The following is a 20,629-nucleotide window of genomic DNA, read 5'->3' as shown; positions in this document are numbered from 1 at the left end:
CGCCAGCCCTCAGATCAGCGTGTCGTCCGGCTCGGGCTGGTGTGCCTGGCGCGAGGCCTCGCTGCCCGCGTCCGTGCCCGACCTGGTGGGCGCGCTGCCGGCCATCAGCGGCGCAGCAGGTATCACCTGGTCGCGCCCGGCGTCCTTGGCGCTGTAGAGCGCGCTGTCGGCCGCATTGATCCAGTCCTTGACCGACAGAAAGCTGGGGTCCGCCGCCGCCACGCCAATGCTGGCGCTGACGCGCAGATGCGGGTGCTCGCGCACGCGCAGCTGGCTCAGCTGGTTGCGTATGCGCAGGGCCACCGCATAGGCATCGTCCAGATGGGTGTGCATGCACAGCACGGCGAATTCATCGCCTCCGTAGCGGCCGGCCGCGTCATGCGATCGCAGGCAGTGCCGGATGGTCAGGCCGATGGCCTGCAGCACCTCGTCACCCACGGTGTGCCCAAAGCTGTCGTTGATGCGCTTGAAGTGGTCTATGTCCACGATCAGCAGGCAGGCCGAGGTCTGCGTCTGCCGGTAGTCGCGCAGCGCGGCGCGCGCCTTCTGCCACCAGTAGTCGCGGCTGTACAGCGTGGTCAGGGGGTCGATGCGGCTGAGCACCTGCAGCTTCACGTTCTGTCGTGCCAGCTTGCGCACCAGCTGGCGCGTGGACCAGCTGGAGAACACGCTGTGCAGCAGGAGCAGGGGCAGCATGCTCAGCTGCACTGCCAGGCTGGCCTCCCACTCGGGCGCGGGCCGCAGCAGCAGGGCCCCCGCGGCGGCGGCCAGGAAGGTGGCGAACAGCGATTGCAGCCAGCCGTCGCGCGTGGCCGTGTGGTTGCGGTCTGCAATGCTGATGGCCAGCAGCGCAATGCTGGGCAATGCACAGAAATGCATGACGGGAATCCAGCTGCCGATGATCAGCGCATCTATCTTCAGATTGGCGTGTTCGGCGCGGTGGCTGTCACGGCTGTGGCGGGCGTGGAGAAAGGCGATGTGCGGCCAGACCAGGGCGCTCACCAGCACAAAGCCCCAGACAGCCGTGCTGGCGCCCAGCTCGGTCATGGTCGTGCCCACGACGAGGCCACCCAAAGCCATGCTGGAGACGCGCAAGGGATAGGTGCGGCGATGGATGCGCTGGCGCAAGGACATGGCGGTGCGAGCCGAGTGCGCGCCGATTGCCTAGCGCGTCAGAAAGTGTTGTTGCATCAATTTGTATCATTGTCCCCGTGCGTGCGCAACGCCTTAAAGTCCAACGTTGCCCAAAGTTGGCGTTCGGGACACATTGCAGGCTTGCTGTCCTACGCAGTCCCGCCGCCGCGCAGTTTCCTGATGCGCACAATTACTCGCAAAATCAAGCGTCCAGGCCTCATTGGGCGCCTGTTCCGGGATTTGCCGGCGGCAGCGGCATGGCGGTGGAGAACTTGGCGCGCCTGATGCTGAAAAAACTCTTGACATTGCGCACGTTGGCGTCGCCCGTGAATAGCGCCCGGCTCAACTCCAGGTAGGCCGGCATGTCGGGCGCGGCCACCACGAGGATGAAATCAGGCCCCGCCGATACGCGCCAGCACTGCTGCACGGCGTCCAGCGCCACGGCGCGGCGCTCGAATCCGTCCAGCGCGTCACTGTCCTGGCGGTCCAGCGAGACCTCCACAATGGCCTGCAGCCCATGGCCCAGGGCGGCGGCCAGGCGTTCGGGCTGCAGGATGGCCACCTGCCGCTCGATCAGCCCGGACTCCTGCAGCCGCCGCACGCGGCGCAGGCAGGTGGGCGGCGACAGCTGCAGCAGCGCGGCCAGTGCCTGGTTGCTGCGGCTGCAGTCTTCTTGCAGCAGCTGCAGCAACTGCAGGTCGGTAGCGTCCAGTTGAATGGAATTTTGGTTCATTTTGTTATTTATATTGAAATAATATTTCTTGAATGCCTGATGATGAAATATTAGTTCAATAGATAAGGAAATCTGGAGAGAAATTTCTTTTCAACCTGCGTAGCATCCGTCGTCATCTCGAAACAAGGAGCTTGTCCATGTGTGGCATCGTCGCAGCGGTTTCCTTCCGCGATATCGTCCCCGTTCTCGTCCAGGGCCTGCAGCGCCTGGAATATCGCGGCTATGACTCCTGCGGCGTGGCCGTGCAGGCGCTGGACGCACAGGGCGTGCACAGCCTGGGCCTGCGGCGCGCCCGCTCCACGGCGCGCGTGGCCGAACTCATGGACCAGGTGCAACAGGACAAGGTCATCGGCCACACCGGCATTGCCCACACGCGCTGGGCCACGCATGGCGAGCCGGCGGTGCGCAACGCCCATCCGCATTTCAGCCACGGCCCTGGCGTCTCGCCCGTGGCCGACACCGACCAGCCGGCCCGCGTGGCCCTGGTGCACAACGGCATCATCGAAAACTACGAAGCCCTGCGCGCCGAGCTGCAGTCCAAGGGCTATGTCTTCGCCAGCCAGACGGACACCGAGGTCATCGCCCACCTGGTGGACAGCCTCTACGGCGGCGACCTGTTCGAGGCCGTGCAGGCCGCCACGCAGCGCCTGCATGGCGCCTTCGCCATCGCCGTCATGCACAAGGACGAACCGCAGCGCGTGGTGGGCTCGCGCGCCGGCTCGCCGCTGATCCTGGGCGTGTGCCAGGATGGTGCCGAACACTTCCTGGCCAGCGACGCCATGGCCCTGGCCGGCGTGACCGACCAGATCGTCTACCTGGAAGAGGGCGACATCGTGGACCTGCAGCCTGGCCGCTACTGGCTGGTGGGCAAGGGCGGCGAGCGGCTGGCGCCCGAGCAGCGCCCCGTGCGCACCGTGCACGCCCACAGCGGCGCGGCCGAGCTGGGTCCCTACCGCCACTACATGCAAAAGGAAATCTTCGAGCAGCCGCGCGCCATTGCCGACACGCTGGAAGGCGTGCAGGCCATCGTGCCCGAGCTGTTCGACGGCGTGGCCTCGGACGGCAAGGCCGGCACTTCGGCCTGGCGCGTGTTCAAGGAGATCGACCGCGTGCTCATCCTGGCCTGCGGCACCAGCTACTACAGCGGCTGCACGGCCAAGTACTGGATCGAGTCGCTGGCCGGCCTGCCCTGCAGCGTGGAAGTGGCCAGCGAATACCGCTACCGCACCAGCGTTCCCCATCCCAAGACCCTGGTCGTCACCATCAGCCAGTCGGGCGAGACCGCCGACACCCTGGCCGCGCTGCGCCATGCCCAGAACCTGGGCATGAAGCACACGCTGACCGTCTGCAACGTGGCCACCAGCGCCATGGTGCGCGAATGCGAGCTGGCCTACATCACGCGCGCCGGCGTGGAGATCGGCGTGGCCTCCACCAAGGCCTTCACCACCCAGCTGGCGGGCCTGTTCCTGCTGACCCTGGCCCTGGCCCAGTCGCAAGGGCGGCTGAGCGAGGAAAAGGAGCAGCAATATCTGGCCGCCATGCGCCACCTGCCCGTGGCCCTGCAATCCGTGCTGGCGCTGGAGCCCCAGGTCATCAGCTGGTCCGAGGACTTCGCCAAGCGCGAGAACGCGCTCTTCCTGGGCCGTGGCATCCACTACCCGATTGCGCTGGAAGGCGCGCTCAAGCTCAAGGAAATCAGCTACATCCACGCCGAGGCCTATCCGGCCGGCGAGCTCAAGCACGGCCCGCTGGCCCTGGTGGACAGCGCCATGCCCGTGGTCACGGTGGCGCCCAACGACGAGCTGCTGGAAAAGCTCAAGAGCAACATGCAGGAAGTGCGTGCGCGCGGCGGCGTGCTCTATGTGCTGGCCGATGCCAAGACCAACATCGAAAGCAGCGAAGGCATGCACGTCATCCGCATGCCCGAGAACTACGGCGCGCTCAGCCCCATCCTGCACGTGGTCCCGCTGCAGCTGCTGGCCTACCACACGGCCTGCGCACGCGGCACCGATGTGGACAAGCCGCGCAACCTGGCCAAGAGCGTGACGGTGGAGTGAGGCGGGGGCGGGGTAGGGCGCAGGCCGTGGCCTGCCCTGGTCCTTCGTTGCCCCCTGTGCGAAATGTCCGTCGGACACCCGGCGGCTGGCCTACCTGCGGTGTCGCAACATGGGGCTGCGCACGCTCTGGCCGGTCCTACGGCTGAGCCGCATGTCCGGGCCCACACTGGTTACCAGCGCAGTGCATATCTGCGCTGCAGTCGGGCGCTTCGTTTGACGCGCCTCTTTGACCACCATGTGAAGGAGATACCCATGGCTCAGCAAAACGACCAGCAACAGCAGCAAAACAACCCGCAGCAGCAGAACCCGAACCAGCAAAACCCGGGACAGCAGCAGCAGGACAACCCCCAGCACAAGCAGCCTGGCCAGAACCAGCCAGGCCAGCAGCAGCCCAATCAGCCCCTCTGACAGGCTGGGCGGCGTTCCGTTTGACGTGAGGATGGAACCATGAAACAGCTTCTTCCCACGAGAGGCCCGCAGCATCCGGCCTATGTTCCCATGCAGATGGGGCAACCCATCACGGACAGGAACTACAGCCAGATGCAGTGCAAGGCGAACGTCCGCCAACAAGGGCAGCCTTTGCGCCAGCCACAGCAACGCTGATTGATCGCAGCCAGCGCTGGTGCAGCGCTCCCTGGAACCGGCCGCCTTCGGGCGGCTTTTCCGTGTCGAGGGCCTGCCCTGGCCGGGGCCGCCGGAGATCTCCCAGCACAATGACGCCTTTCCAGCATCAACCTCCAAGGATTTCAACGATGACACTGCAGCGCCCCTGCTTCGTTTTGCCGACCCTGGTGCTCGCCCTGGGATTGTCGGGGTGTGCCGCGCCGCCTTCCAGCGGGCAGCTCGAGAAGGAGGAAGCGGAGCAGGCGAAGACGCTGTGGGTGATCAGCGAGGCCTTGAAGGCCCACATGGCCGTGGTGCTGGTGGCTGACCTGACGCCGCACAAGTCGCTGGCCGACGCCGAAGGCATGTCCAAATGGACCTCGAACGTGCTGTGGACCCACCAGGACAGGCCGGAGATCGTGTTCGGCCGCAAGTTCCAGAACAACGCGCTGCAGCGCGATCCCAAGACCACCTACCTCTTCAAGGCCTTCGAGGTCCATGTCCTGCCCCCCGGCAAGTACCTGCTGACGGGCGGCGATGACTACTGGCTCAATGCCCGGCTCGACCAGCTGGGGGCCAAGGCGGGCGCTGCGGGCGCAGGCCGCGGCGCCAGCGGCACGGTGTCCCTGGCGCCCGAGACCTACCGAGAGTTCTATACCGAGATGAACTGGAAGGAGGCCACCACGCACACGCAGACCCGCACCGAGAAGTACTGCACCACGGTGCACCGTGCCTCGGGCCATTGCGTGGCCTGGGGCGAGCGGCAGGTCACGGACAGTACGCCGGGCATGGGTGCGGGCTACTACCAGGACACGGACTCGCGCGACATCCCCGCGCTCAAGGTCCAGGTGCGCGTGCCGCCCCGGCAGGCCCTGGCCAGTTTCACGCTGGAAGGCGGGCAGCTGGTGCTGAGCCAGCGCTCGTATCTGAAGACGCCCAGCTACCAGTTCCGCCAGGCGGGCTGCCGCAAGGTGGCGGCCGAGAAGGTCGAATGCCCGCTGGAGGACTTCACCGTCCACACGCTGCCGGTGCCCATGGAATTCACGCGCACCTATCTGGCCTCCCGCGCCAACCTGACCTCTGACCAGGAAAAACTCATGGCGCGGCTGGTGCCCATGCAGGTCACCACCCTGGGCCGCCAGGGCGCCGTCGATCCGATCTGGGGCACGCCGATCTCGCTGCGCAAGGGGCCTTGAGGTCCGGGCGCAGCCGATGGCCGATGGTCGTTGATCGGCTGCGTCGGGTGGCTGCCCTTTCCGTGCCCGGCCGATTGTTGGCGGGCTGCGGCGACCGGTGCCTGCCTATGGGGTCACCAGGTGTGCGCGTAGCTGATCTTCAGCACCGTGCCGGCCGCTGGCAGGCGGCTGGTGTTGTTGTTGCTGCGCAGCAGCTGGCTGTAGAGCGGGAAGTACTGGCGGTTGAACAGGTTTTCCACGCCCAGGGACACACGGTTCTTGGGGGCGATCTTCCACTGGCTGATCAGGTCCACCGTGGTGTAGCCCCGTGTGTCATAGCGGCCGAAGCCGGTCTTGCCGTCCAGGCGGTAGTCCTTGGAGGCATAGGCGGTGGCCTGGAGGCGGTGGCTCCAGCGCGTGTCGGGCCGGTACTCCACATAGGCCGTGAGCTTGAGCGGAGGGATGCGAAAGCCCGTCATGTCCTGGTAGCCGCTGGCGGCCTGGGGCAGCTCGCGGCCCTTCATCCAGGTGAAGCTGCCGCCCACGCTCCAGTGGTCGTCGTCGCTGAAGTAGTCCAGGCCGCCTTCGATGCCATGGATCTTCTCGCGGGTGCGCAGCAGGGTCAGGCCATTGTTGAAGCTCTGCACGGCGCCCAGGTTGGAGCGCGACTGGAAGACGCTGAGGTTGGCCATCACGTTGGAGAACTTGCCGCGCCAGCCCATTTCATAGGTGTTGGTCTTGACCGCCTGCAGGTTGGAGTTGCCCAGGTTGAAGGCCGGCGTGGCATTGCGCACCACCACGCCGATGTCCGGCAGCTCGAAGCCCTGGCTGTACGAGGCATAGAGCTCCTGGCCGGGGACCGGCGTGAAGACCGTGCCCAGGTTGTAGGTCCAGGCGTTGTACCTGACGGTGCCGCCGTTCACGGACTGGGGGCTGGGGGCGCGTGACTGCGACAGCGGCGTGAAGTCATTGAAGCTGGCCTGGGCGCGGTCGTAGCGCAGGCCGCCTTCCGCCGACCATTGCGCATTGAACCGGTGCTGCAGCTGGGCGAAGGCGCCGATGCTGCGCGTGGTGACGGGCGGCATGTAGATCAGCTGGCCCGTCTTGTGAAAGACCAGGCCGCCGCTGGCGTCATAGGCCCGGGGATCGAAGATGTCGATGGGCATGTCGGTGCGCTCCTGGTTGAAGTCCGCACCCCAGATCAGCAGGCTCTTCTTGCCGGCGCCCAGCGGCGTCTTCAGGGTCAGGCGCCCGCCAAAGACCTCGGAGTTCTGCATGGACTGGTCGACATTGGCGCCCCGCACCGGCACGGCGCGTGCGTCGAAGGGCGCAAACCGCGTGAAGAAGTCCCGGTAGTAGAGCTGGGCGGCCAGCGTGCTGCCTGCGATGTCCCGGTTCTCGTAGTCCAGGCCCAGCATGGTGTTCTTGATCTGGTTCTGGTCGGCCAGCACCAGGCCCTTGATGGGGCGGGCCGCCGCCGTTCCTGCCGGCAGCCGCGCCACCGACGGGTCGGAGGCGTAGTCCGTGTCCTGGGCCGCGTTGTAGTGGCTGGCGGTCAATTGCAGGCGCTGGTCGGCATCGAGCTTGAAGCCGATCTTGGCCGAGGCGTTGTAGATGTTGGAGTCGAACAGGTCGCCCTGGCTGGGCTCGGGCGCAATGCGGTCGCCCCTGGCGTCGAAGGCGCCGCCCATGTGCCTGGCGCCCAGGCTCACCGAATAGTCGACCACCTCGCCACCGCCGGACAGGTAGTGCTGCACCTCGCCGCCCAGCCCCGCGCCGCGCAGGCGCGACAGCGGGGTCGAGCCGGTGACGATGGTCTCGGCCCGCGTCTCGCCCGAGGGCCGCTTGGTGCGGATGGAGACAATGCCGCCCGCCGCACCGCTGCCGTAGATGGCGCTGCTGCCGCGCAGCACCTCGATCTGCTCGATGTCGGCCGGGTTGATGTTGGCCAGGTTCCTGGACGAGTCGCGGTTGGTGTTCAGCGGAACGCCGTCCACCAGCACCAGCATGTTGCGGCCGCGCAGCGTCTGGCCGTAGTCGGTGATGGTGTGGCTGGAGTCCGCCATGCCGGGGACCACCTTGCTGAGCATGGTGGCCAGGCTGTCCGAGCCCTGGCGCAGCTGCTCCACCTCCTGGCCTTCCAGGATCGTGACCTGCCGCGAGGGTGCGACCAGGTTGTTCTGCGTGCGTGCGGTCACCGTGATGGCGGCAAGCTCCGTGGCCTGTGCTGCGGCTGGGGCTGAGGGTGAGGGCACGGCCGCTGCGGCAGACGGCGCCTGGCGGGCCGCCGCAGGCAGCTTCTCCAGCGCGTAGTTGCCCGCACCCACGCGGCGCGCTGTCCAGCCTGACGTGTTCAGCAGCTGCGCAAAGCCGTCTTCCACGGAGAACGTGCCGGACAGGCCGCGTGTCTCCATGCCGCCGAGCTGCTGCAGGTCCATGCCCAGGTTCACGCCTGCCTGCGCGGCAAAGGCCATCAGCGCCGGGCCCAGCGGACCCGGCTGGATCTGGTAGCTCCTGGCAGCGGCGCTGGCGGCCGGCTCGGCCGCCTGGACTGGCAGCGCGTGCAGCAGCAGCGAGGTGCTGACGGCCAGGGCCGCCAAGGCGGTGGCGCGCAGGCTGGCGCGTGGTCCGGCGGTGGAAGAAGGGGAGTGCATGGTGTTCTGTCCTCTGGGCTGTCGATGAAAGTGGTCTTCGTAAGCCTTGACAGGCGAGAGCGAAAAACCGGACAGCCACGGCAGAAAAAAATCGAATCAGCGCCGCGCCACCGTCACCCAGTACCGGCTGCGCTCGTGCACGCGCACCGGCAGGGTCTGGGCCAGCAGGGCCAGGATGCGGTCGGTGTCATGCAGCTGGTAGGTGCCGGAGACGCGCAGGTCGGCGACATCGTCGTCGCACCGCACAAGGCCTTCGCGGTAGCGCGACAGCTCGGCCAGGAAGTCCTGCAGCCGCAGGTTCTCGGCATAGAGCACGCCCAGCGTCCAGGCCGAGTCCCGCGGCGCCACCGGGCGGGTGGCGCTGGCGCCTTGTCCATCGAATTGCAGTTGCTCGCCCGCATGCACCACCACGGCCGTGGCCGATGCTGCCGGCGTGACGCGCACCGCGCCCTCCAGCACGGCCAGCGCCGTGCCCCGCTCCAGCTTGCGCACGATGAAGCGCGTGCCCAGGGCCTGCATCTGGCCGTCGTCTGTCTGCACCATGAAAGGCTGGGAGGCGTAGGGCGGCGCATGCGCGGTCTCGACCAGGATTTCCCCGGCATGCTGGCGGATGCGCCGCGCCGTGCCATCCATGCGCACGCTGATGGCGGAGGCTGTGTTCAGCTGGACGCGGCTGCCGTCGGCCAGCGTGACCGCGCGGCGCTCGCCCCTGGCCGTGCGGTAGTCGGCCGTCCAGTCCTGCCAGGGCAGATGGCGCCAGGCCAGCCAGCCCAGCGCAGGCGTGGCCAGGGCCAGCACGGCCGAGCGCAGCAACTGGCGCCGTGCCGCCGAGGGGCGCGTGCGGTTGAGCGTGGCCATGCCGACGGCGGCGGGCACGGTGTTGAAGCGGCCCTTGAGCTGCTCGGCGCATTGCCAGATCTGTTCATGCCGGCTGCTCTGGCTGCGCCAGCGCGCCAGTTCGGCCTGCTCGGCCGCGCTGAAGTCCGAGGCGTGCCTGCGGGCCAGCCAGCGGGCGGCCTCGTCCAGGATGCGTGCGTCTGCGGCCTGCATGCTCAGCGCTCCAGCATCACCAGCAGGCATTGCCGAAAGCCCTGGGCCATGTAGCGCGTCACGGTGCGCACGCTCAGCTGCATCCGGTCGGCAATGTCCTCGTAGGACAGGCCTTCCAGCTGGGACATGAGAAAGGCCGTGCGCACCCTGGCGGGCAGGGCGTCCAGCAGCGCATCGAGCTCCTGCAGCGTCTCCAGCAGGATGGCCCGCGCCTCCACGGACGGCACGGTGGCCTGGGGCAGGAGGTGCAGCGACGCCAGGTAGGCCTGCTCCAGCGAGCGGCGTTCGAGGTGATTGACCAGCAGCCGCCGGGCCACTGTCGTCAGATAGGCCCGGGGCTCCCGGATGTCCTCGATGGCCTGCGTCCTGGCGCTGACCCAGATGCGCGTGAACGTGTCCTGGGCCAGGTCGGCCGCATCGCAGCGGTTGCCCAGCCTGCGTTGCAGCCACGCGACCAGCCAAGGGTTGTGCTGCGCGTACATGCTGCCCAGAGCCTGGCTGGCGCCACTGTCGGTGGATGGATGCACGTGCCGGGCCTTTCCTCTTGTGCGTCAAGAAACTGCCGGCATTTTATCCAGTTGATATGAATTCTCATTTGCATTGGGATCGGTGCGATCCCGCGCACCGGATCAGCCCGCCGCCGCCAGCCCGTCGAAGGTCGTGCTGGTCACCCAGTCGATGATCTGCGCGTGCGTGTACTGGCCCGACTCCTTGAGCAGGGCCACCACCGGATCGCAGGCCCGCGCGAACAGCGTGTAGAGCACCAGTTCGGCCGGCAGCGTGGCCTGCATCTGGCCGCTGGTCTGGGCCTCGGTGATCCAGATGCTCAGGCGGTTGCTCAGCGCGATCAGCCGGTCCATGTAGTCGTCGTTGGATTGCAGCGAGGCGCTGAGGTTGGAGTTCTGCGCGGGCAGGGAGGGCATCTCGCCTTCCAGCTGGGTCTGCATGGCCCAGCGCGTAACGGCCTTGAGCTGGTCCAGCGGGCGCGTGGGCGTGCCGGCCTCGGCCGCCAGGCTGGCTTCGTCGCGCAGGCCGTCCACGAAGGCCAGGGCGCGGTCCAGCACGCCCACCATGGCGGCCCCTGCCAGTTCTTCCTTGGAGGTGAACAGCTTGTACAGGCTGGCCTTGGCCATGCCGGCCTCGGCCGCCACCTCGTCCACCGTCATGGCGTCGTAGCCCTTGGTGGCCAGCAGCCGGTTGACGGCCGCCACGATGGCCTGCTCGCGCACGCGCTGTATCTGTTCTTTGATGGAGGAGCGGCTTGTCATAGCCATATTTTAGACCCGGCAGGTCATATCCGATACCAAATAGTGCAAAGCGGATACGTTTGGTATATAGTTTGAACTCATCAGTTCACAGTTTGATCTTCATGGTCTGACTGATCGATTCAACCAGGAAGGACGCTCCCATGCATCGCATTGCAGTCATCGGGTCGGGGATTGCGGGGCTGGCAGCAGCACGGCGGCTGGCCGGCGCGCCGGGCGGGCATGGCGTGACCCTGCTGGAGGCAGGCAGCCATTTCGGCGGCCATGCCAACACGGTCGATCTGGCGCTGGGCGGCGTGAGCCAGGGGGTGGACACGGGCTTTCTGGTGTTCAACCACCGCACCTATCCGCTGCTGACCCGTCTGTTCGAAGAGCTGCAGGTGCCCACGGCGGAGGCCGAGATGTCGTTTTCCGTGCAGGTGCCGCAGGCCGGCGGCCGGGCGGGCCTGGAGTGGAGCGGCAGTTCGCTGGGCGGTGTGTTCGCCCAGCGCAGCAATCTGCTGCGGCCCCGTTTCCTGAAGATGCTGGCCGAGATCCTGCGTTTCAACCGCCTGACCACGCGCATCGCCGAGGAAGGCGATGAAGCGCGGCTGCGCAGCTGCATCGAAGATTTCCTGGACGACCACGGCTTCGGGCCGGCCTTTCGCCAGGACTATCTGCTGCCCATGATGGGCTGCATCTGGTCCTGCCCCACCGACCAGATGCTGCGCTTTCCCGTGGCCACGCTGATCCGCTTTTGCCACAACCACGGCCTGATCCAGGTCACGGACCGGCCGCAGTGGCGCACCGTGCGCGGTGGTTCGCGCCAGTATGTGCGGCGCATGGTGGCCGCGCTGCAAAAGGACGGCCGCCACGAGGTCCGGCTGAACGCGCCCGTGCTGGGCCTGCGCCGCGCCGCGCACGGCGTGCTGCTGCAGATGGCGCACGGCACGGAGCGGTTCGACGCCGTGGTGCTGGCCTGCCACAGCGACCAGGCCCTGCGCCTGCTGGGCTCCGATGCCACGCCGCTCGAGCGCAGCGTGCTGGGCGCCATCCGCTACCAGCCCAACCAGGCCGTGCTGCACACCGATGCCGGCGTGCTGCCGCGCCGCCCGGCGGCCTGGGCCGCCTGGAACTACGAACGCGCCGCCGATCCCGGAAAAGACCGGGCCGGCGTCTGCCTGCACTACCTGCTCAACCGCCTGCAGCCCCTGCCGTGGCAGCAGCCCGTGATGGTGTCGCTGAACCCGGTGCGCCCCATCGATGACAGCCAGGTCCACGCGCGCATCGAGTACAGCCACCCGGTGTTCGACCTGGCCGCCATCGAGGCCCAGGGCCGGGTGGATGCCCTGCAAGGCCAGCGCAGGACCTGGTTCTGCGGCGCATGGTGCGGCTACGGCTTCCACGAGGACGGCCTGCGCTCGGGCCTGGTCGCGGCCGACGGCCTGCTGCATGCCCTGCCGACCTTGCCCGTCCTGCCCGCCAGCGCGGCCTTCGAGGGGGTCGCATGACGGCCCGGCCGCTCATCGGCTTCGGCCATGTCTGGCACCGCCGCCTGCGGCCGGTGGAGCATGCCTTCCGCTACCCGGGCTATTTCCTCATGCTGCCCATGCGCAGCCTGCGCACGCACCCGGACGCCGCGCTCAGGCGCAACCGCCGTGGCTGGCTGAGTTTCCATGACGGCGACCACGGCGAGGGCGGCTGCGACGCACTGGCCTGGTTCGAGCAGCTGCTGCACAGCGAAGGCATAGCCGACGCCGATGGCGAAGTCTGGCTGCACACCTTTCCGCGCGTGCTGGGCTACGTGTTCAAGCCCGTGAGCTTTTGGTATGCGCACCGCGCCGACGGGACGCTGGCCGCCGTGCTGGCCGAGGTCAACAACACCTTTGGCGAGCGCCATGCCTATCTGCTGGCGGGGCCGGACCTGGCCTGGGGCCGGGAGCAGGTGGCGCGCAAGCAATTCCACGTCTCGCCGTTCTGCGAGGTGCGCGGCGAGTACCGCTTCCGCTTCGAGCGCAGCGAAGACCGCACCCTGGCGCGCGTGGACCTGCATGACGAGGACGGCCCGCTGCTGCAGACCAGCGTGGGCGGCGTGCTGCAGGCGCTGGATGCCGCCGCCGTGCGCCGCGCCTTCTTCGGCACCCCTTTGATGACGCTGGGCGTGGTCGCCCGCATCCACTGGCACGCGCTGCGCCTTTGGGCCAAGCGCGTGCCTTTCCATGGCAAACCCTCCGCGCCCAAGCGCTTCGTCACAAGATGAACACTACCGCCGCCCCCCTGCTGAGCCCCACCGCCGCAGCGCCGCGCCGCACGCCTGCGCGGGCACGCCGTGTGCTGAGCCTGCTCGAACGCCTGCCCCACGGGCAGCTGGACCTGGAGCAGCCCGATGGCCGCCTGCTGCACCTGCCCCGTCCGCCGTCGGGGGCTGCCGACGCGCATTGCGTGCTGCACGACTGGCGGGCGCTGGAGCGCACCCTGAAATCGGGCGACATCGGCCTGGCCGAAGGCTATATCGCCGGCGAATGGGACAGCCCCGACCTGGCCGCCCTGCTGCGCCTGTGCATGGCCAACCGCGACCATGTGCAAAGCCTGGTGTACGGCAGCTGGTGGGGCCGGCTGGGCTACCGCCTGCGCCACCTGCTGCAGCGCAATACGCGGGCCGGCAGCGCCAGGAACATCCATGCCCACTACGACCTGGGCAACGATTTCTACCGCCTGTGGCTGGACCCCGGCATGAGCTACAGCGCCGCCTGGTTCCAGGGGCGCACGGGTGAATCGCTGCGCCACGCCGACCTGCAGGACGCCCAGCAGGCCAAGCTCAGGCGCACGCTGGACGAGGTGCGGCTGCAGCCCGGCCAGCGCCTGCTGGAGATCGGCTGCGGCTGGGGCGGGCTGGCCGAGGCGGCGGCGCAGGAGTTCGGCGCCCGGGTCACGGGCGTGACGCTGTCGCGCGAGCAACTTGCCTGGGGTCAGCAGCGCATGCGGCGGGCCGGCCTGGCCGACGCCGTGGAGCTGCGCTACCAGGACTACCGCGACCTGCCGGCACAGCATGCGGGCGAGCCCTTCGATGCCATCGTCTCCATCGAGATGTTCGAGGCCGTGGGCCGAGAATACTGGCGCGGCTACTTCCAGACGCTGCGCGACTGCCTCAAGCCCGGGGGCCTGGCCTGCATACAGACCATCACGCTGCGCGAGGACCTGTTCGCGCGCTATCTGCGCTCCACCGACTTCATCCAGCAGTACATCTTCCCGGGCGGGCTGCTGCCCAGCATTCCTGCCTTCGAGCAGGAGGCACGGCGCGCCGGCCTGGTGGTGGAGCGCCGCATGGCCTTCGGCCGCGACTATGCGGAGACGCTGCGGCGCTGGCGCCAGGCCTTCGATCACCACCTCGACGCCGTGCGGGCCCAGGGCTTTGACGAGCGCTTCGTGCGCATCTGGACCTTCTACCTCGCCTACTGCGAGGCGGCCTTCGACACCGGCAACACCGATGTCGTCCAGTTCACGCTGCGCAGGCCCCTGCCATGAAATCGCCACCACGTCACATGCCGCGCCGCCAGGCGCTGGCCTGGGGCGCCGCCTGCGCCCTTGTCCCTTCACTGATCGCCATGCCCAACGAACTCCACGCCAAGACTCCGACTGCCGACCTTCCGGCCGAACTGCGCAGCGCCCTGCCGGCCGCGCGCCTGGTGGGCACGGGCGTGCTGCGCTTTTTCGGCCTGCGCGTGTACGAGGCACGGCTGTGGGCCGCACCGGGCTTTGTGCCCGAAGACTACGCCCGCCACCCGTTCGCGCTGGAGCTGGTCTATGACCGCAAGCTCGAAGGCGCGGCCATCGCCGAGCGCTCCATCGCCGAAATGCGCAGGGTCGACGGCTTCACCGAGGAGCAGTCCCGCCAATGGCTGGCGCTGATGAAGCAGGCATTTCCCGATGTGGCGGCCCAGGACCGGCTGCTGGGCCTGAACGACGGCCAGGGCGAGGTGCGCTTCTTCCACAACGGCCGCCAGACTGCACAGCTGCGCGATGCCGACTATGCGCGCCTGTTCTTCGGCATCTGGCTCGCGCCCCAGACCTCGGCACCTGCCATGCGCAGCTCGCTGCTGGGCCAATCCTGAGCGCCCGGGACCACGCCATGGCCTCGCACCCTGCCGCCGCCCCCTTGCTGCCCTGGCGCACAGGGCTGGCCTATGGCGGCCTGGCCGCGCCGCTGGCGTTCGTGTCCCTGCCGCTGTATGTGAACCTGCCCTACCACTACGCCAGCGTGGCCGGTGCGCCGCTGGCGGGGCTGGGCGCGGTGCTGCTGGCCACGCGTGCCTTCGATGCCCTGGTGGACCCCGCCATCGGCCGCCAGGCCGACCGGCTGCTGCGCCGGGGCATGCGGCCAGCGTGGTGGGCGGCTGCACTGGCCAGCCTGCTGATGGTCCTGGGCTTCTGGGCGCTGTGGCATCCGCCGCGCGGTGCCCAGGCCGCCATGCTGGGCTGGCTGGCCTGCAGCCTGCTGGTGTGCACGCTGGCCTACAGCTTCGTCACCATCGTCCACCAGGCCTGGGGCACGCGCTGGGGCGGGCAGCCCGCCTGGCGGGCCCGCGTCACGGCCTGGCGCGAGGGCGCTACGCTGGGCGGTGTGCTGCTGGCCAGCGTGTTGCCGGCCTGGCTGGGGTTCGACACCACCAGCGCCGTGCTGGCGCTGGGGCTGGCGCTGGGGCTGGTGGGGCTGTGCCGGCTCAAGGCGCCGGTGACGCTGCCGCAGCAGGCCACGGCGGACACCTCTCGGATCTCACCATGGGCGGATGCCGGCTTTCGCCGGCTGCTGGCCGTCTTCATGGTCAACGGCGTGGCCGCGGCCATTCCGGCCACCTTGCTGCCCTTCTTCGTGGCCGACAGATTGCAGGTGCCCGGGATGCAGCCCCTGCTGCTGCTGTGCTTTTTTGGCGCGGCCGCCCTGGGCCTGCCGCTGTGGGTGAAGGCCGTCTCGCGCTGGGGCCTGGCGCCCAGCTGGCGCGCGGGCATGCTGGCCAGCGTGCTGGCCTTCGGCTTCACGCCCTGGCTGGGCACGGGTGACGGCCTGGCCTTCGCCGTGATCTGCCTGGCCAGCGGGCTGGCCCTGGGCGCGGACCTGGCCCTGCCGGGCGCACTGCTCACGGGCGTGATCCACGAGTCCGGCCAGGGCGGCCAGGGCGAGGGCCGCTACCTGGGGTGGTGGACCTGCGCCACCAAGCTCAACCTGGCCCTGGCCGCGGGCCTGGCCCTGCCCCTGCTGTCCGTTGCGGGCTACCGCAGCGGCAGCACCGATCCGGCCGGCCTGCAGGCCCTGGCCTGGGCCTATGGCGGGCTGCCCTGCCTGCTCAAACTGGCGGCGGCCGGGCTGCTCTGGCGCGCCGAGCGACTGCATTCTTCCTGGAGGCACACATGAGCCACATCACCCACTGCGCTTCGTTTTCACCACTGCGGCGCGCCTGCCTGGGGGCGGCATTGGCGCTGTCTCTGGCGGGCTGCGCCGGTCCTTCCGTGCAGGACTACGCCAAGGAGCAGCCGACGCTGGACCTGCGCCAGTACTTCAACGGGCCGCTGACGGCCCACGGCATGTTCACGGACCGCTCGGGCAAGGTGGTCAAGCGATTCACCGTGCGCATGACGGGCCGCTGGAATGGCGACGAGGGCACGCTCGATGAGCACTTCGTCTACAGCGACGGCAGCACGCAGCAGCGCATCTGGCATATCCGCCACCTGGGCGAGGGCCGCTACAGCGGCCGGGCCGACGACGTGGTGGGCGAGGCCCAGGGCCAGAGCGCGGGCAATGCCATCCGCTGGAGCTATGTGCTGGCCCTGCCCGTGGACGGAAGGGTCTGGAACGTCAGCATGGACGACTGGATGTACCTGATGGACGGGCGCACCCTGCTCAACCGCACGGCCATGAGCAAGCTCGGCCTGCACCTGGGCGACGTGACGCTGGCCATCATCAAGGAGTGATGGCCATGCCACTGTTATCCCGCCGGCTGAACCCGCCGCTGCGCGACTGGAAGGGCCGCTCGGCATGGCTTCTGGGCGCCTCCTCGGGCATAGGGCGCGCCACGGCCGAAGCGCTGCACGGCCAGGGCGCGCGCGTGATTGTCTCTGCGCGGCATGGCGGTGCGCTGCAGGATTTCGTGCGCGGCCGCGAAGGCTGCCTGGCCCTGCCGCTGGACGTGACCGATGCCCAGGCCGTGGCACAGGCAGCCCGTGCCGTGCGGGCCCATGTGGGCAGGGCGCCCGACCTGGTGGTGTACTGTGCCGGCCACTACCGGCCCCAGCGCGCCACCGAGTTCGACCTGGCCGAGATGCAGCGCCACCTGGCCGTGAACTATGGCGGCGCGCTGCACCTGCTCGATGCGGTGCTGCCCATGCTGCTGGAGGCCGGCCAGGGGCATCTGGCCCTGGTCGGCTCGGTGGCAGGCTATCGCGGGCTGCCCATGTCCCTGGCCTACGGTCCTACCAAGGCGGCGCTCAACAACCTGGCAGAAAACCTCTACCTGGACCTGCACGGCCCGGGCCTGGGCGTGTCCATCATCAACCCCGGCTTTGTCGATACGCCGCTGACGGCGCAAAACAGCTTCAGCATGCCGGCCCTGATCGGTGCCGACGAGGCCGCCCGGCACATGCTGCAGGGCTGGGCACAGGGGCGCTTCGAGATGAATTTTCCGCGCCGCTTCACGCGCTGGGTGCGGCTGCTGCGCTGCCTGCCCGATGCCTGGTATTTCTCGGCGGTTCGCCGCATCACAGGAGCCTGAAACCGATGAGCACTGCCCTCGGCGATCCCCGACTGGACCGGCTGGCCCAGGCCTATGAGGCGCTGCGCCGCGACAACCTGCCGGCGCTGCTGGCCCTCTATGCGGAACAGGCCCGGTTCAAGGACCCGTTCAACGATGTGCGCGGCCACGCAGCGATACAGCGCGTGTTCGCCCACATGTTCGAGCAACTGGACCGGCCCCGCTTCGCCGTCAGCCAGGGCGCGGTGCAGGGGGACAGCGGCTTTTTGCTGTGGGAGCTGGGCTTTGTCAGGGCATCGGGCCAGCCCATGCACATCTGCGGCACCAGCTACCTGGAGTTCGATGCGCAGGGACTGGTGGCAGTGCACCGCGACTTCTGGGACCCGGTGGAGGAAATCTTTGCCAAGGTGCCCGTGCTGGGTGCCGTGGCCAGGGCGCTGCAGAACAAGCTCAGGGCTCCGCAGTAAGCAGCCGGGCCAATTGCGCCAGGGCGCCGTCCAGGTCGTCCAGGCCTGGGGCGCCCAGGCAGATGCGCAGCCCGCTGGCACGGTCGTGCGGCTCCACCATCAGCGAGCCCGGATCGGTCAGCGTCACGCCCAGCGCCGCTGCGGCCGACACCAGGCGGTCGGCGGCCTCGCGCTCCATGGGCAGCCAGGCGTTGTAGGCCTCGGGGTGCAGCACCAGGCGGCTGTCGCCCAGGTGTGGGGCAAGGTGCGATGCGGCCAGCCGCACGCGCCGCTGTGCCTCATGGCGCAGGTCGGCCTGCAGGGAGGCGACCACGCCCTGGGACAGCCATTCATCGACCACGGCGCATGACAGGGCCGAAGGCGCCATGGACAGCTCCTGCAGCGTCGCCAGCGCGGCGCCGCACAGCGCTGGCGGCAGCACCAGCGTGCCCACCTGCAGCCCCGGGCCCAGCGACTTGGACAGCCCGTTCACATGCAGGGTGATCTCGGGCGCCAGGGTCGCCAGGTGCGCAAGGCGCGCGTGATCTGGCGAGCAGGCGGCATACACGCCGTCCTCGATGATCCAGGCGCCTGCGTTCCGGCAGATATCCACGATCGCCCGCCTGCGCTCCGCGCCCATGGTGGCCGTGGTCGGGTTGTGCAGCGTGGGGGTCAGGTAGACCACCTTGCCTTCGGCGGCGGGAATGCCCTCCAGCGCATCGGCCAGCGCCTGCGGCAGCAGGCCCTGCGCGTCCATGGCCAGGCCCTGCAGGGCGCAGCCCTTGCGCCGGGCCAGGGCAATGGCGCCGGGGTAGGTGATGCGCTCGGTCAGCAGCCGGCCCCGGGGCTGGCAGACCAGGTCCAGGGCCAGGGACAGCGCCTGGCGCGCGCTGCTGGTCAGCACCATGTGGCCGGGTTCCACGTTCAGGCCCAGCGTCTGCAGCCAGCGCGCGAGCACGCGGCGATGCTCCGCATGTCCGCCCGGCGGCGCGTAGGAATTGAAGTGATCGGCATCGATGCGGCGCGCAATCGCGGTCAGCGTGCGCGCCAGCAGGCGTTCGCTGATGGCGGCCGGCGGCGCGTTGGAGGACAGGTCGATGGCCTCGCCGCCCTGCGTCCGCCGGGCGGCCACGAAGGTGCCCCTGCCCTTGACGCTGCGCGTCAGCCCCCGGCGCTCCAGCAGCGCATAGGCCCTGGTCACCGAGCCCAGGCCGATCTGCAGCCTGTCGGCCAGGTCTCTGTGGGCGGGAAGGCGGTCGCCGCCGGCCAGCCGGCCTTCGACGATGTCGTCGGCCAGGGCGCGCGCCAGCCGCTCGGCGGCACTGGCTTCAATGCGCGCAAGACGGGGTGTCCAGGGGGAGGGCAGGAGCATGGTCGGGGCAAGGAAAAAAAGAGTGTGCCGTGACACTATTTCATTTCTCGATAGTGTAACGTTCACCCCATGTTCAGCCACATCACCGTCGGCGCCCGTGATCTCGAGCGGGCCGGCCGCTTCTATGACGCGGTGCTTTCCCCGCTGGGACTGCAGCGCCGCGCCGTCCAGCCCGATGGCGGGCCGGCCGCGCTGTGCTGGGTGGCGCCGCAGGCTTCCTTGCCGCGCTTTTATGTCTACAGCCCCTTCAACGGCGAGCCGGCCACGGCGGGCAACGGCAGCATGGCGGCCTTTCTGGCGCCGTCGCCCGAGGCGGTGGATGCGGCCCATGCCGCCGGCCTGGCGCGTGGCGGAAGCGACGAAGGCCCGCCCGGCCCGCGACCTCATTACGGCGATGGCTACTACGGTGCCTACCTGCGCGACCCCGACGGCAACAAGGTCCATGTGGTGCATCGCGCCGATGTGCGGCCGTAGCGCAGATCGGGACCGCCGTCCGTTTCCCCTTCTTTTCCTTCCCATGCAACAAGGACTGTCTTCATGAGCATTGCCGTTCATATGGTCGACGTTTTCGCCAGCGGCCCGCTGTCCGGCAATCCGCTGGCCGTGATCACCGGTGGGCAGGCGCTGACCACCGCACAGATGCAGCAGCTGACGCGCTGGTTCAATCTCTCCGAAACCGCGTTCCTGCTGCCGCCCACGCAGGCGCAGGCCGACTACCGCGTGAGGATTTTCACGCTGGACCGGGAGATGCCTTTTGCCGGCCATCCCACGCTGGGCAGCTGCCATGCCTGGCTGTCCCAGCGCGTTGCGCCCAGGAACGCAGGCCACATCGTCCAGGAGTGCGGGGCGGGCCTGGTGCAGATACGGCAGGAGCATGGGCGGCTGGCATTCGCCGCGCCGCCCATGCTGCGCTTTGGCGCGCCCACCGCCGACGAGCTGGATGCCGCGCTGCGCATGCTGGGCATCACCGCCGAAGAGGTGCAGGCCGCCTCGTGGATAGACAACGGCCCCGGCTGGCTGGGCATCCGCCTGGCCTCGGCCGAGCAGGTGCTGGCGCTGAACCCGGCCCGGCAGTGGCCCACGCGCATGGACGTGGGCGTGGTGGGGCCCTATGCCAGGGGTATCGGTGGTGCCAGCGGTGCCAGCGATGCCAGCCCTGCCGCCTGCGAGGTGCGCGCCTTCTTCTCCGATCACCAGGGCGCCATCGTCGAAGACCCCGTCACCGGCAGCCTCAACGCCTCGCTGGCGCAGTGGCTGTTTGCGACGGGGGTGATGGACAGCGACTACGTTGCCGCCCAGGGCCGCTGTCTGGGCCGTGACGGCCGCATCTTCCTGACCCGTGACGGCACGGGCCAGGTCTGGGTGGGCGGCACGGCGCGCACCCATGTCGAAGGCGCACTGAGCGGCCTTTGATCCAC

Annotated in this window: 21 protein-coding genes; 14 read left to right on the top strand and 7 right to left on the bottom strand. The window is 68.8% G+C overall.

The window, feature by feature from the left end; genetic code table 11:
* Positions 1-9: 9 nt before the first annotated feature.
* Together ACF8ML_RS05325 and ACF8ML_RS05320 are read right to left on the bottom strand one after the other, a co-directional pair.
* Positions 10-1,134, bottom strand: a complete 1,125-nt coding sequence (locus tag ACF8ML_RS05325) for a diguanylate cyclase (RefSeq protein ID WP_016448446.1) — start codon at positions 1,132-1,134, stop codon at positions 10-12.
* Between the two features lie 217 nt (positions 1,135-1,351).
* Positions 1,352-1,867 carry an Lrp/AsnC family transcriptional regulator gene (locus ACF8ML_RS05320; RefSeq protein ID WP_392406570.1) on the bottom strand — a complete coding sequence of 172 codons (516 nt, stop codon included), beginning with the start codon at positions 1,865-1,867 and terminating at the stop codon, positions 1,352-1,354.
* A 137-nt stretch (positions 1,868-2,004) separates the two neighbouring features.
* Here ACF8ML_RS05320 and glmS point away from each other — a divergent pair, with 137 nt between their 5' ends.
* From glmS to ACF8ML_RS05300, 4 genes are all read left to right on the top strand, one after another.
* Positions 2,005-3,924, top strand: a complete 1,920-nt coding sequence (glmS, locus tag ACF8ML_RS05315; protein WP_392406568.1) for a glutamine--fructose-6-phosphate transaminase (isomerizing) — start codon at positions 2,005-2,007, stop codon at positions 3,922-3,924.
* Between the two features lie 252 nt (positions 3,925-4,176).
* Positions 4,177-4,332, top strand: coding sequence for a hypothetical protein (locus tag ACF8ML_RS05310; RefSeq protein ID WP_392406566.1), 156 nt, complete (start codon positions 4,177-4,179; stop codon positions 4,330-4,332).
* Between the two features lie 39 nt (positions 4,333-4,371).
* Positions 4,372-4,527 (top strand): hypothetical protein, encoded by a 156-nt coding sequence (locus ACF8ML_RS05305; protein WP_016448436.1) that lies wholly within the window; start codon positions 4,372-4,374, stop codon positions 4,525-4,527.
* Between the two features lie 149 nt (positions 4,528-4,676).
* Entirely contained in the window at positions 4,677-5,723 is a 1,047-nt protein-coding gene (locus tag ACF8ML_RS05300) for a hypothetical protein (protein WP_392406564.1), read from the top strand.
* Positions 5,724-5,836: 113 nt separating this feature from the next.
* Here ACF8ML_RS05300 and ACF8ML_RS05295 read toward each other — a convergent pair whose 3' ends face one another.
* The 4 genes from ACF8ML_RS05295 to ACF8ML_RS05280 form a co-directional block, all read right to left on the bottom strand.
* Positions 5,837-8,356 carry a TonB-dependent siderophore receptor gene (locus tag ACF8ML_RS05295; RefSeq protein WP_392406563.1) on the bottom strand — a complete coding sequence of 840 codons (2,520 nt, stop codon included), beginning with the start codon at positions 8,354-8,356 and terminating at the stop codon, positions 5,837-5,839.
* 96 nt (positions 8,357-8,452) lie between these two features.
* Positions 8,453-9,406, bottom strand: coding sequence for a FecR domain-containing protein (locus ACF8ML_RS05290; RefSeq protein WP_392406561.1), 954 nt, complete (start codon positions 9,404-9,406; stop codon positions 8,453-8,455).
* A gap of 2 nt (positions 9,407-9,408) precedes the next feature.
* Positions 9,409-9,888 carry a sigma-70 family RNA polymerase sigma factor gene (locus tag ACF8ML_RS05285; protein ID WP_070081029.1) on the bottom strand — a complete coding sequence of 160 codons (480 nt, stop codon included), beginning with the start codon at positions 9,886-9,888 and terminating at the stop codon, positions 9,409-9,411.
* Positions 9,889-10,035: 147 nt separating this feature from the next.
* Positions 10,036-10,674: a TetR/AcrR family transcriptional regulator gene (locus ACF8ML_RS05280; protein ID WP_017407121.1), complete on the bottom strand. Its 639-nt coding sequence runs from the start codon at positions 10,672-10,674 to the stop codon at positions 10,036-10,038.
* 140 nt (positions 10,675-10,814) lie between these two features.
* Between ACF8ML_RS05280 and ACF8ML_RS05275 the strand changes: the two genes are divergently transcribed.
* Genes ACF8ML_RS05275 through ACF8ML_RS05240 form a run of 8 tightly spaced genes read left to right on the top strand, consistent with a single transcriptional unit; the run spans position 10,815 to position 17,860 of the window.
* Positions 10,815-12,161: an NAD(P)/FAD-dependent oxidoreductase gene (locus ACF8ML_RS05275; protein WP_017407120.1), complete on the top strand. Its 1,347-nt coding sequence runs from the start codon at positions 10,815-10,817 to the stop codon at positions 12,159-12,161.
* Complete coding sequence (locus ACF8ML_RS05270; RefSeq protein ID WP_392406559.1) at positions 12,158-12,910, top strand: DUF1365 domain-containing protein; 753 nt, start codon at positions 12,158-12,160, stop codon at positions 12,908-12,910. Before ACF8ML_RS05275 ends, ACF8ML_RS05270 begins: the two co-directional genes overlap by 4 nt.
* Positions 12,907-14,175 carry a class I SAM-dependent methyltransferase gene (locus ACF8ML_RS05265; RefSeq protein ID WP_392406558.1) on the top strand — a complete coding sequence of 423 codons (1,269 nt, stop codon included), beginning with the start codon at positions 12,907-12,909 and terminating at the stop codon, positions 14,173-14,175. The genes ACF8ML_RS05270 and ACF8ML_RS05265 overlap by 4 nt, the downstream gene beginning before the upstream one ends.
* Before the next feature lie 17 nt (positions 14,176-14,192).
* Complete coding sequence (locus tag ACF8ML_RS05260) at positions 14,193-14,762, top strand: chalcone isomerase family protein (protein WP_016448427.1); 570 nt, start codon at positions 14,193-14,195, stop codon at positions 14,760-14,762.
* A gap of 17 nt (positions 14,763-14,779) precedes the next feature.
* A complete protein-coding gene (locus ACF8ML_RS05255) occupies positions 14,780-16,060 on the top strand; it encodes an MFS transporter (protein WP_392406557.1) in 1,281 nt (426 codons plus the stop codon).
* The gene (locus ACF8ML_RS05250; protein WP_016448425.1) at positions 16,057-16,617 is read left to right on the top strand and encodes a DUF3833 domain-containing protein; all 561 of its coding nucleotides are present in this window, start codon (positions 16,057-16,059) and stop codon (positions 16,615-16,617) included. Before ACF8ML_RS05255 ends, ACF8ML_RS05250 begins: the two co-directional genes overlap by 4 nt.
* A 5-nt stretch (positions 16,618-16,622) precedes the next feature.
* On the top strand, positions 16,623-17,414 hold the full coding sequence (locus tag ACF8ML_RS05245) for an SDR family oxidoreductase (protein ID WP_016448424.1): 792 nt from the start codon (positions 16,623-16,625) through the stop codon (positions 17,412-17,414).
* A gap of 5 nt (positions 17,415-17,419) precedes the next feature.
* Positions 17,420-17,860 carry a nuclear transport factor 2 family protein gene (locus ACF8ML_RS05240; protein ID WP_016448423.1) on the top strand — a complete coding sequence of 147 codons (441 nt, stop codon included), beginning with the start codon at positions 17,420-17,422 and terminating at the stop codon, positions 17,858-17,860.
* Here ACF8ML_RS05240 and ACF8ML_RS05235 read toward each other — a convergent pair.
* The gene (locus ACF8ML_RS05235; RefSeq protein WP_392406555.1) at positions 17,844-19,211 is read right to left on the bottom strand and encodes a PLP-dependent aminotransferase family protein; all 1,368 of its coding nucleotides are present in this window, start codon (positions 19,209-19,211) and stop codon (positions 17,844-17,846) included. The genes ACF8ML_RS05240 and ACF8ML_RS05235 overlap by 17 nt on opposite strands.
* Before the next feature lie 69 nt (positions 19,212-19,280).
* Between ACF8ML_RS05235 and ACF8ML_RS05230 the strand changes: the two genes are divergently transcribed.
* Both ACF8ML_RS05230 and ACF8ML_RS05225 read left to right on the top strand, forming a co-directional pair.
* Entirely contained in the window at positions 19,281-19,685 is a 405-nt protein-coding gene (locus ACF8ML_RS05230) for a VOC family protein (RefSeq protein ID WP_016448421.1), read from the top strand.
* A 63-nt stretch (positions 19,686-19,748) separates the two neighbouring features.
* Positions 19,749-20,624 (top strand): PhzF family phenazine biosynthesis protein, encoded by an 876-nt coding sequence (locus ACF8ML_RS05225; RefSeq protein ID WP_392406553.1) that lies wholly within the window; start codon positions 19,749-19,751, stop codon positions 20,622-20,624.
* The last annotated feature ends 5 nt before the right edge of the window (positions 20,625-20,629 follow it).

The organism is Delftia sp. WSY_10 (genome assembly GCF_043104705.1).
GTDB lineage: Bacteria > Pseudomonadota > Gammaproteobacteria > Burkholderiales > Burkholderiaceae_C > Comamonas > Comamonas tsuruhatensis.
Note: the sequence above shows the minus strand (reverse complement) of the source record. Positions and strands in the feature narration are given on the sequence as shown.

What these genes read in the sequence shown, in the direction of transcription:
- ACF8ML_RS05240 (WP_016448423.1), top strand. Translation starts at nt 17,420, where the DNA reads ATGAGCACTGCCCTCGGCGATCCCCGACTGGACCGGCTGGCCCAGGCC.
- ACF8ML_RS05305 (WP_016448436.1), top strand. Translation starts at nt 4,372, where the DNA reads ATGAAACAGCTTCTTCCCACGAGAGGCCCGCAGCATCCGGCCTATGTT.
- ACF8ML_RS05245 (WP_016448424.1), top strand. Translation starts at nt 16,623, where the DNA reads ATGCCACTGTTATCCCGCCGGCTGAACCCGCCGCTGCGCGACTGGAAG.
- ACF8ML_RS05325 (WP_016448446.1), bottom strand. Translation starts at nt 1,134, where the DNA reads ATGTCCTTGCGCCAGCGCATCCATCGCCGCACCTATCCCTTGCGCGTC.
- ACF8ML_RS05235 (WP_392406555.1), bottom strand. Translation starts at nt 19,211, where the DNA reads ATGCTCCTGCCCTCCCCCTGGACACCCCGTCTTGCGCGCATTGAAGCC.
- ACF8ML_RS05270 (WP_392406559.1), top strand. Translation starts at nt 12,158, where the DNA reads ATGACGGCCCGGCCGCTCATCGGCTTCGGCCATGTCTGGCACCGCCGC.
- ACF8ML_RS05310 (WP_392406566.1), top strand. Translation starts at nt 4,177, where the DNA reads ATGGCTCAGCAAAACGACCAGCAACAGCAGCAAAACAACCCGCAGCAG.
- ACF8ML_RS05250 (WP_016448425.1), top strand. Translation starts at nt 16,057, where the DNA reads ATGAGCCACATCACCCACTGCGCTTCGTTTTCACCACTGCGGCGCGCC.
- ACF8ML_RS05275 (WP_017407120.1), top strand. Translation starts at nt 10,815, where the DNA reads ATGCATCGCATTGCAGTCATCGGGTCGGGGATTGCGGGGCTGGCAGCA.
- ACF8ML_RS05225 (WP_392406553.1), top strand. Translation starts at nt 19,749, where the DNA reads ATGAGCATTGCCGTTCATATGGTCGACGTTTTCGCCAGCGGCCCGCTG.
- ACF8ML_RS05230 (WP_016448421.1), top strand. Translation starts at nt 19,281, where the DNA reads ATGTTCAGCCACATCACCGTCGGCGCCCGTGATCTCGAGCGGGCCGGC.
- ACF8ML_RS05265 (WP_392406558.1), top strand. Translation starts at nt 12,907, where the DNA reads ATGAACACTACCGCCGCCCCCCTGCTGAGCCCCACCGCCGCAGCGCCG.
- ACF8ML_RS05255 (WP_392406557.1), top strand. Translation starts at nt 14,780, where the DNA reads ATGGCCTCGCACCCTGCCGCCGCCCCCTTGCTGCCCTGGCGCACAGGG.
- ACF8ML_RS05290 (WP_392406561.1), bottom strand. Translation starts at nt 9,406, where the DNA reads ATGCAGGCCGCAGACGCACGCATCCTGGACGAGGCCGCCCGCTGGCTG.
- ACF8ML_RS05285 (WP_070081029.1), bottom strand. Translation starts at nt 9,888, where the DNA reads ATGTACGCGCAGCACAACCCTTGGCTGGTCGCGTGGCTGCAACGCAGG.
- ACF8ML_RS05295 (WP_392406563.1), bottom strand. Translation starts at nt 8,356, where the DNA reads ATGCACTCCCCTTCTTCCACCGCCGGACCACGCGCCAGCCTGCGCGCC.
- ACF8ML_RS05320 (WP_392406570.1), bottom strand. Translation starts at nt 1,867, where the DNA reads ATGAACCAAAATTCCATTCAACTGGACGCTACCGACCTGCAGTTGCTG.
- ACF8ML_RS05280 (WP_017407121.1), bottom strand. Translation starts at nt 10,674, where the DNA reads ATGACAAGCCGCTCCTCCATCAAAGAACAGATACAGCGCGTGCGCGAG.
- glmS (WP_392406568.1), top strand. Translation starts at nt 2,005, where the DNA reads ATGTGTGGCATCGTCGCAGCGGTTTCCTTCCGCGATATCGTCCCCGTT.
- ACF8ML_RS05300 (WP_392406564.1), top strand. Translation starts at nt 4,677, where the DNA reads ATGACACTGCAGCGCCCCTGCTTCGTTTTGCCGACCCTGGTGCTCGCC.
- ACF8ML_RS05260 (WP_016448427.1), top strand. Translation starts at nt 14,193, where the DNA reads ATGCCGCGCCGCCAGGCGCTGGCCTGGGGCGCCGCCTGCGCCCTTGTC.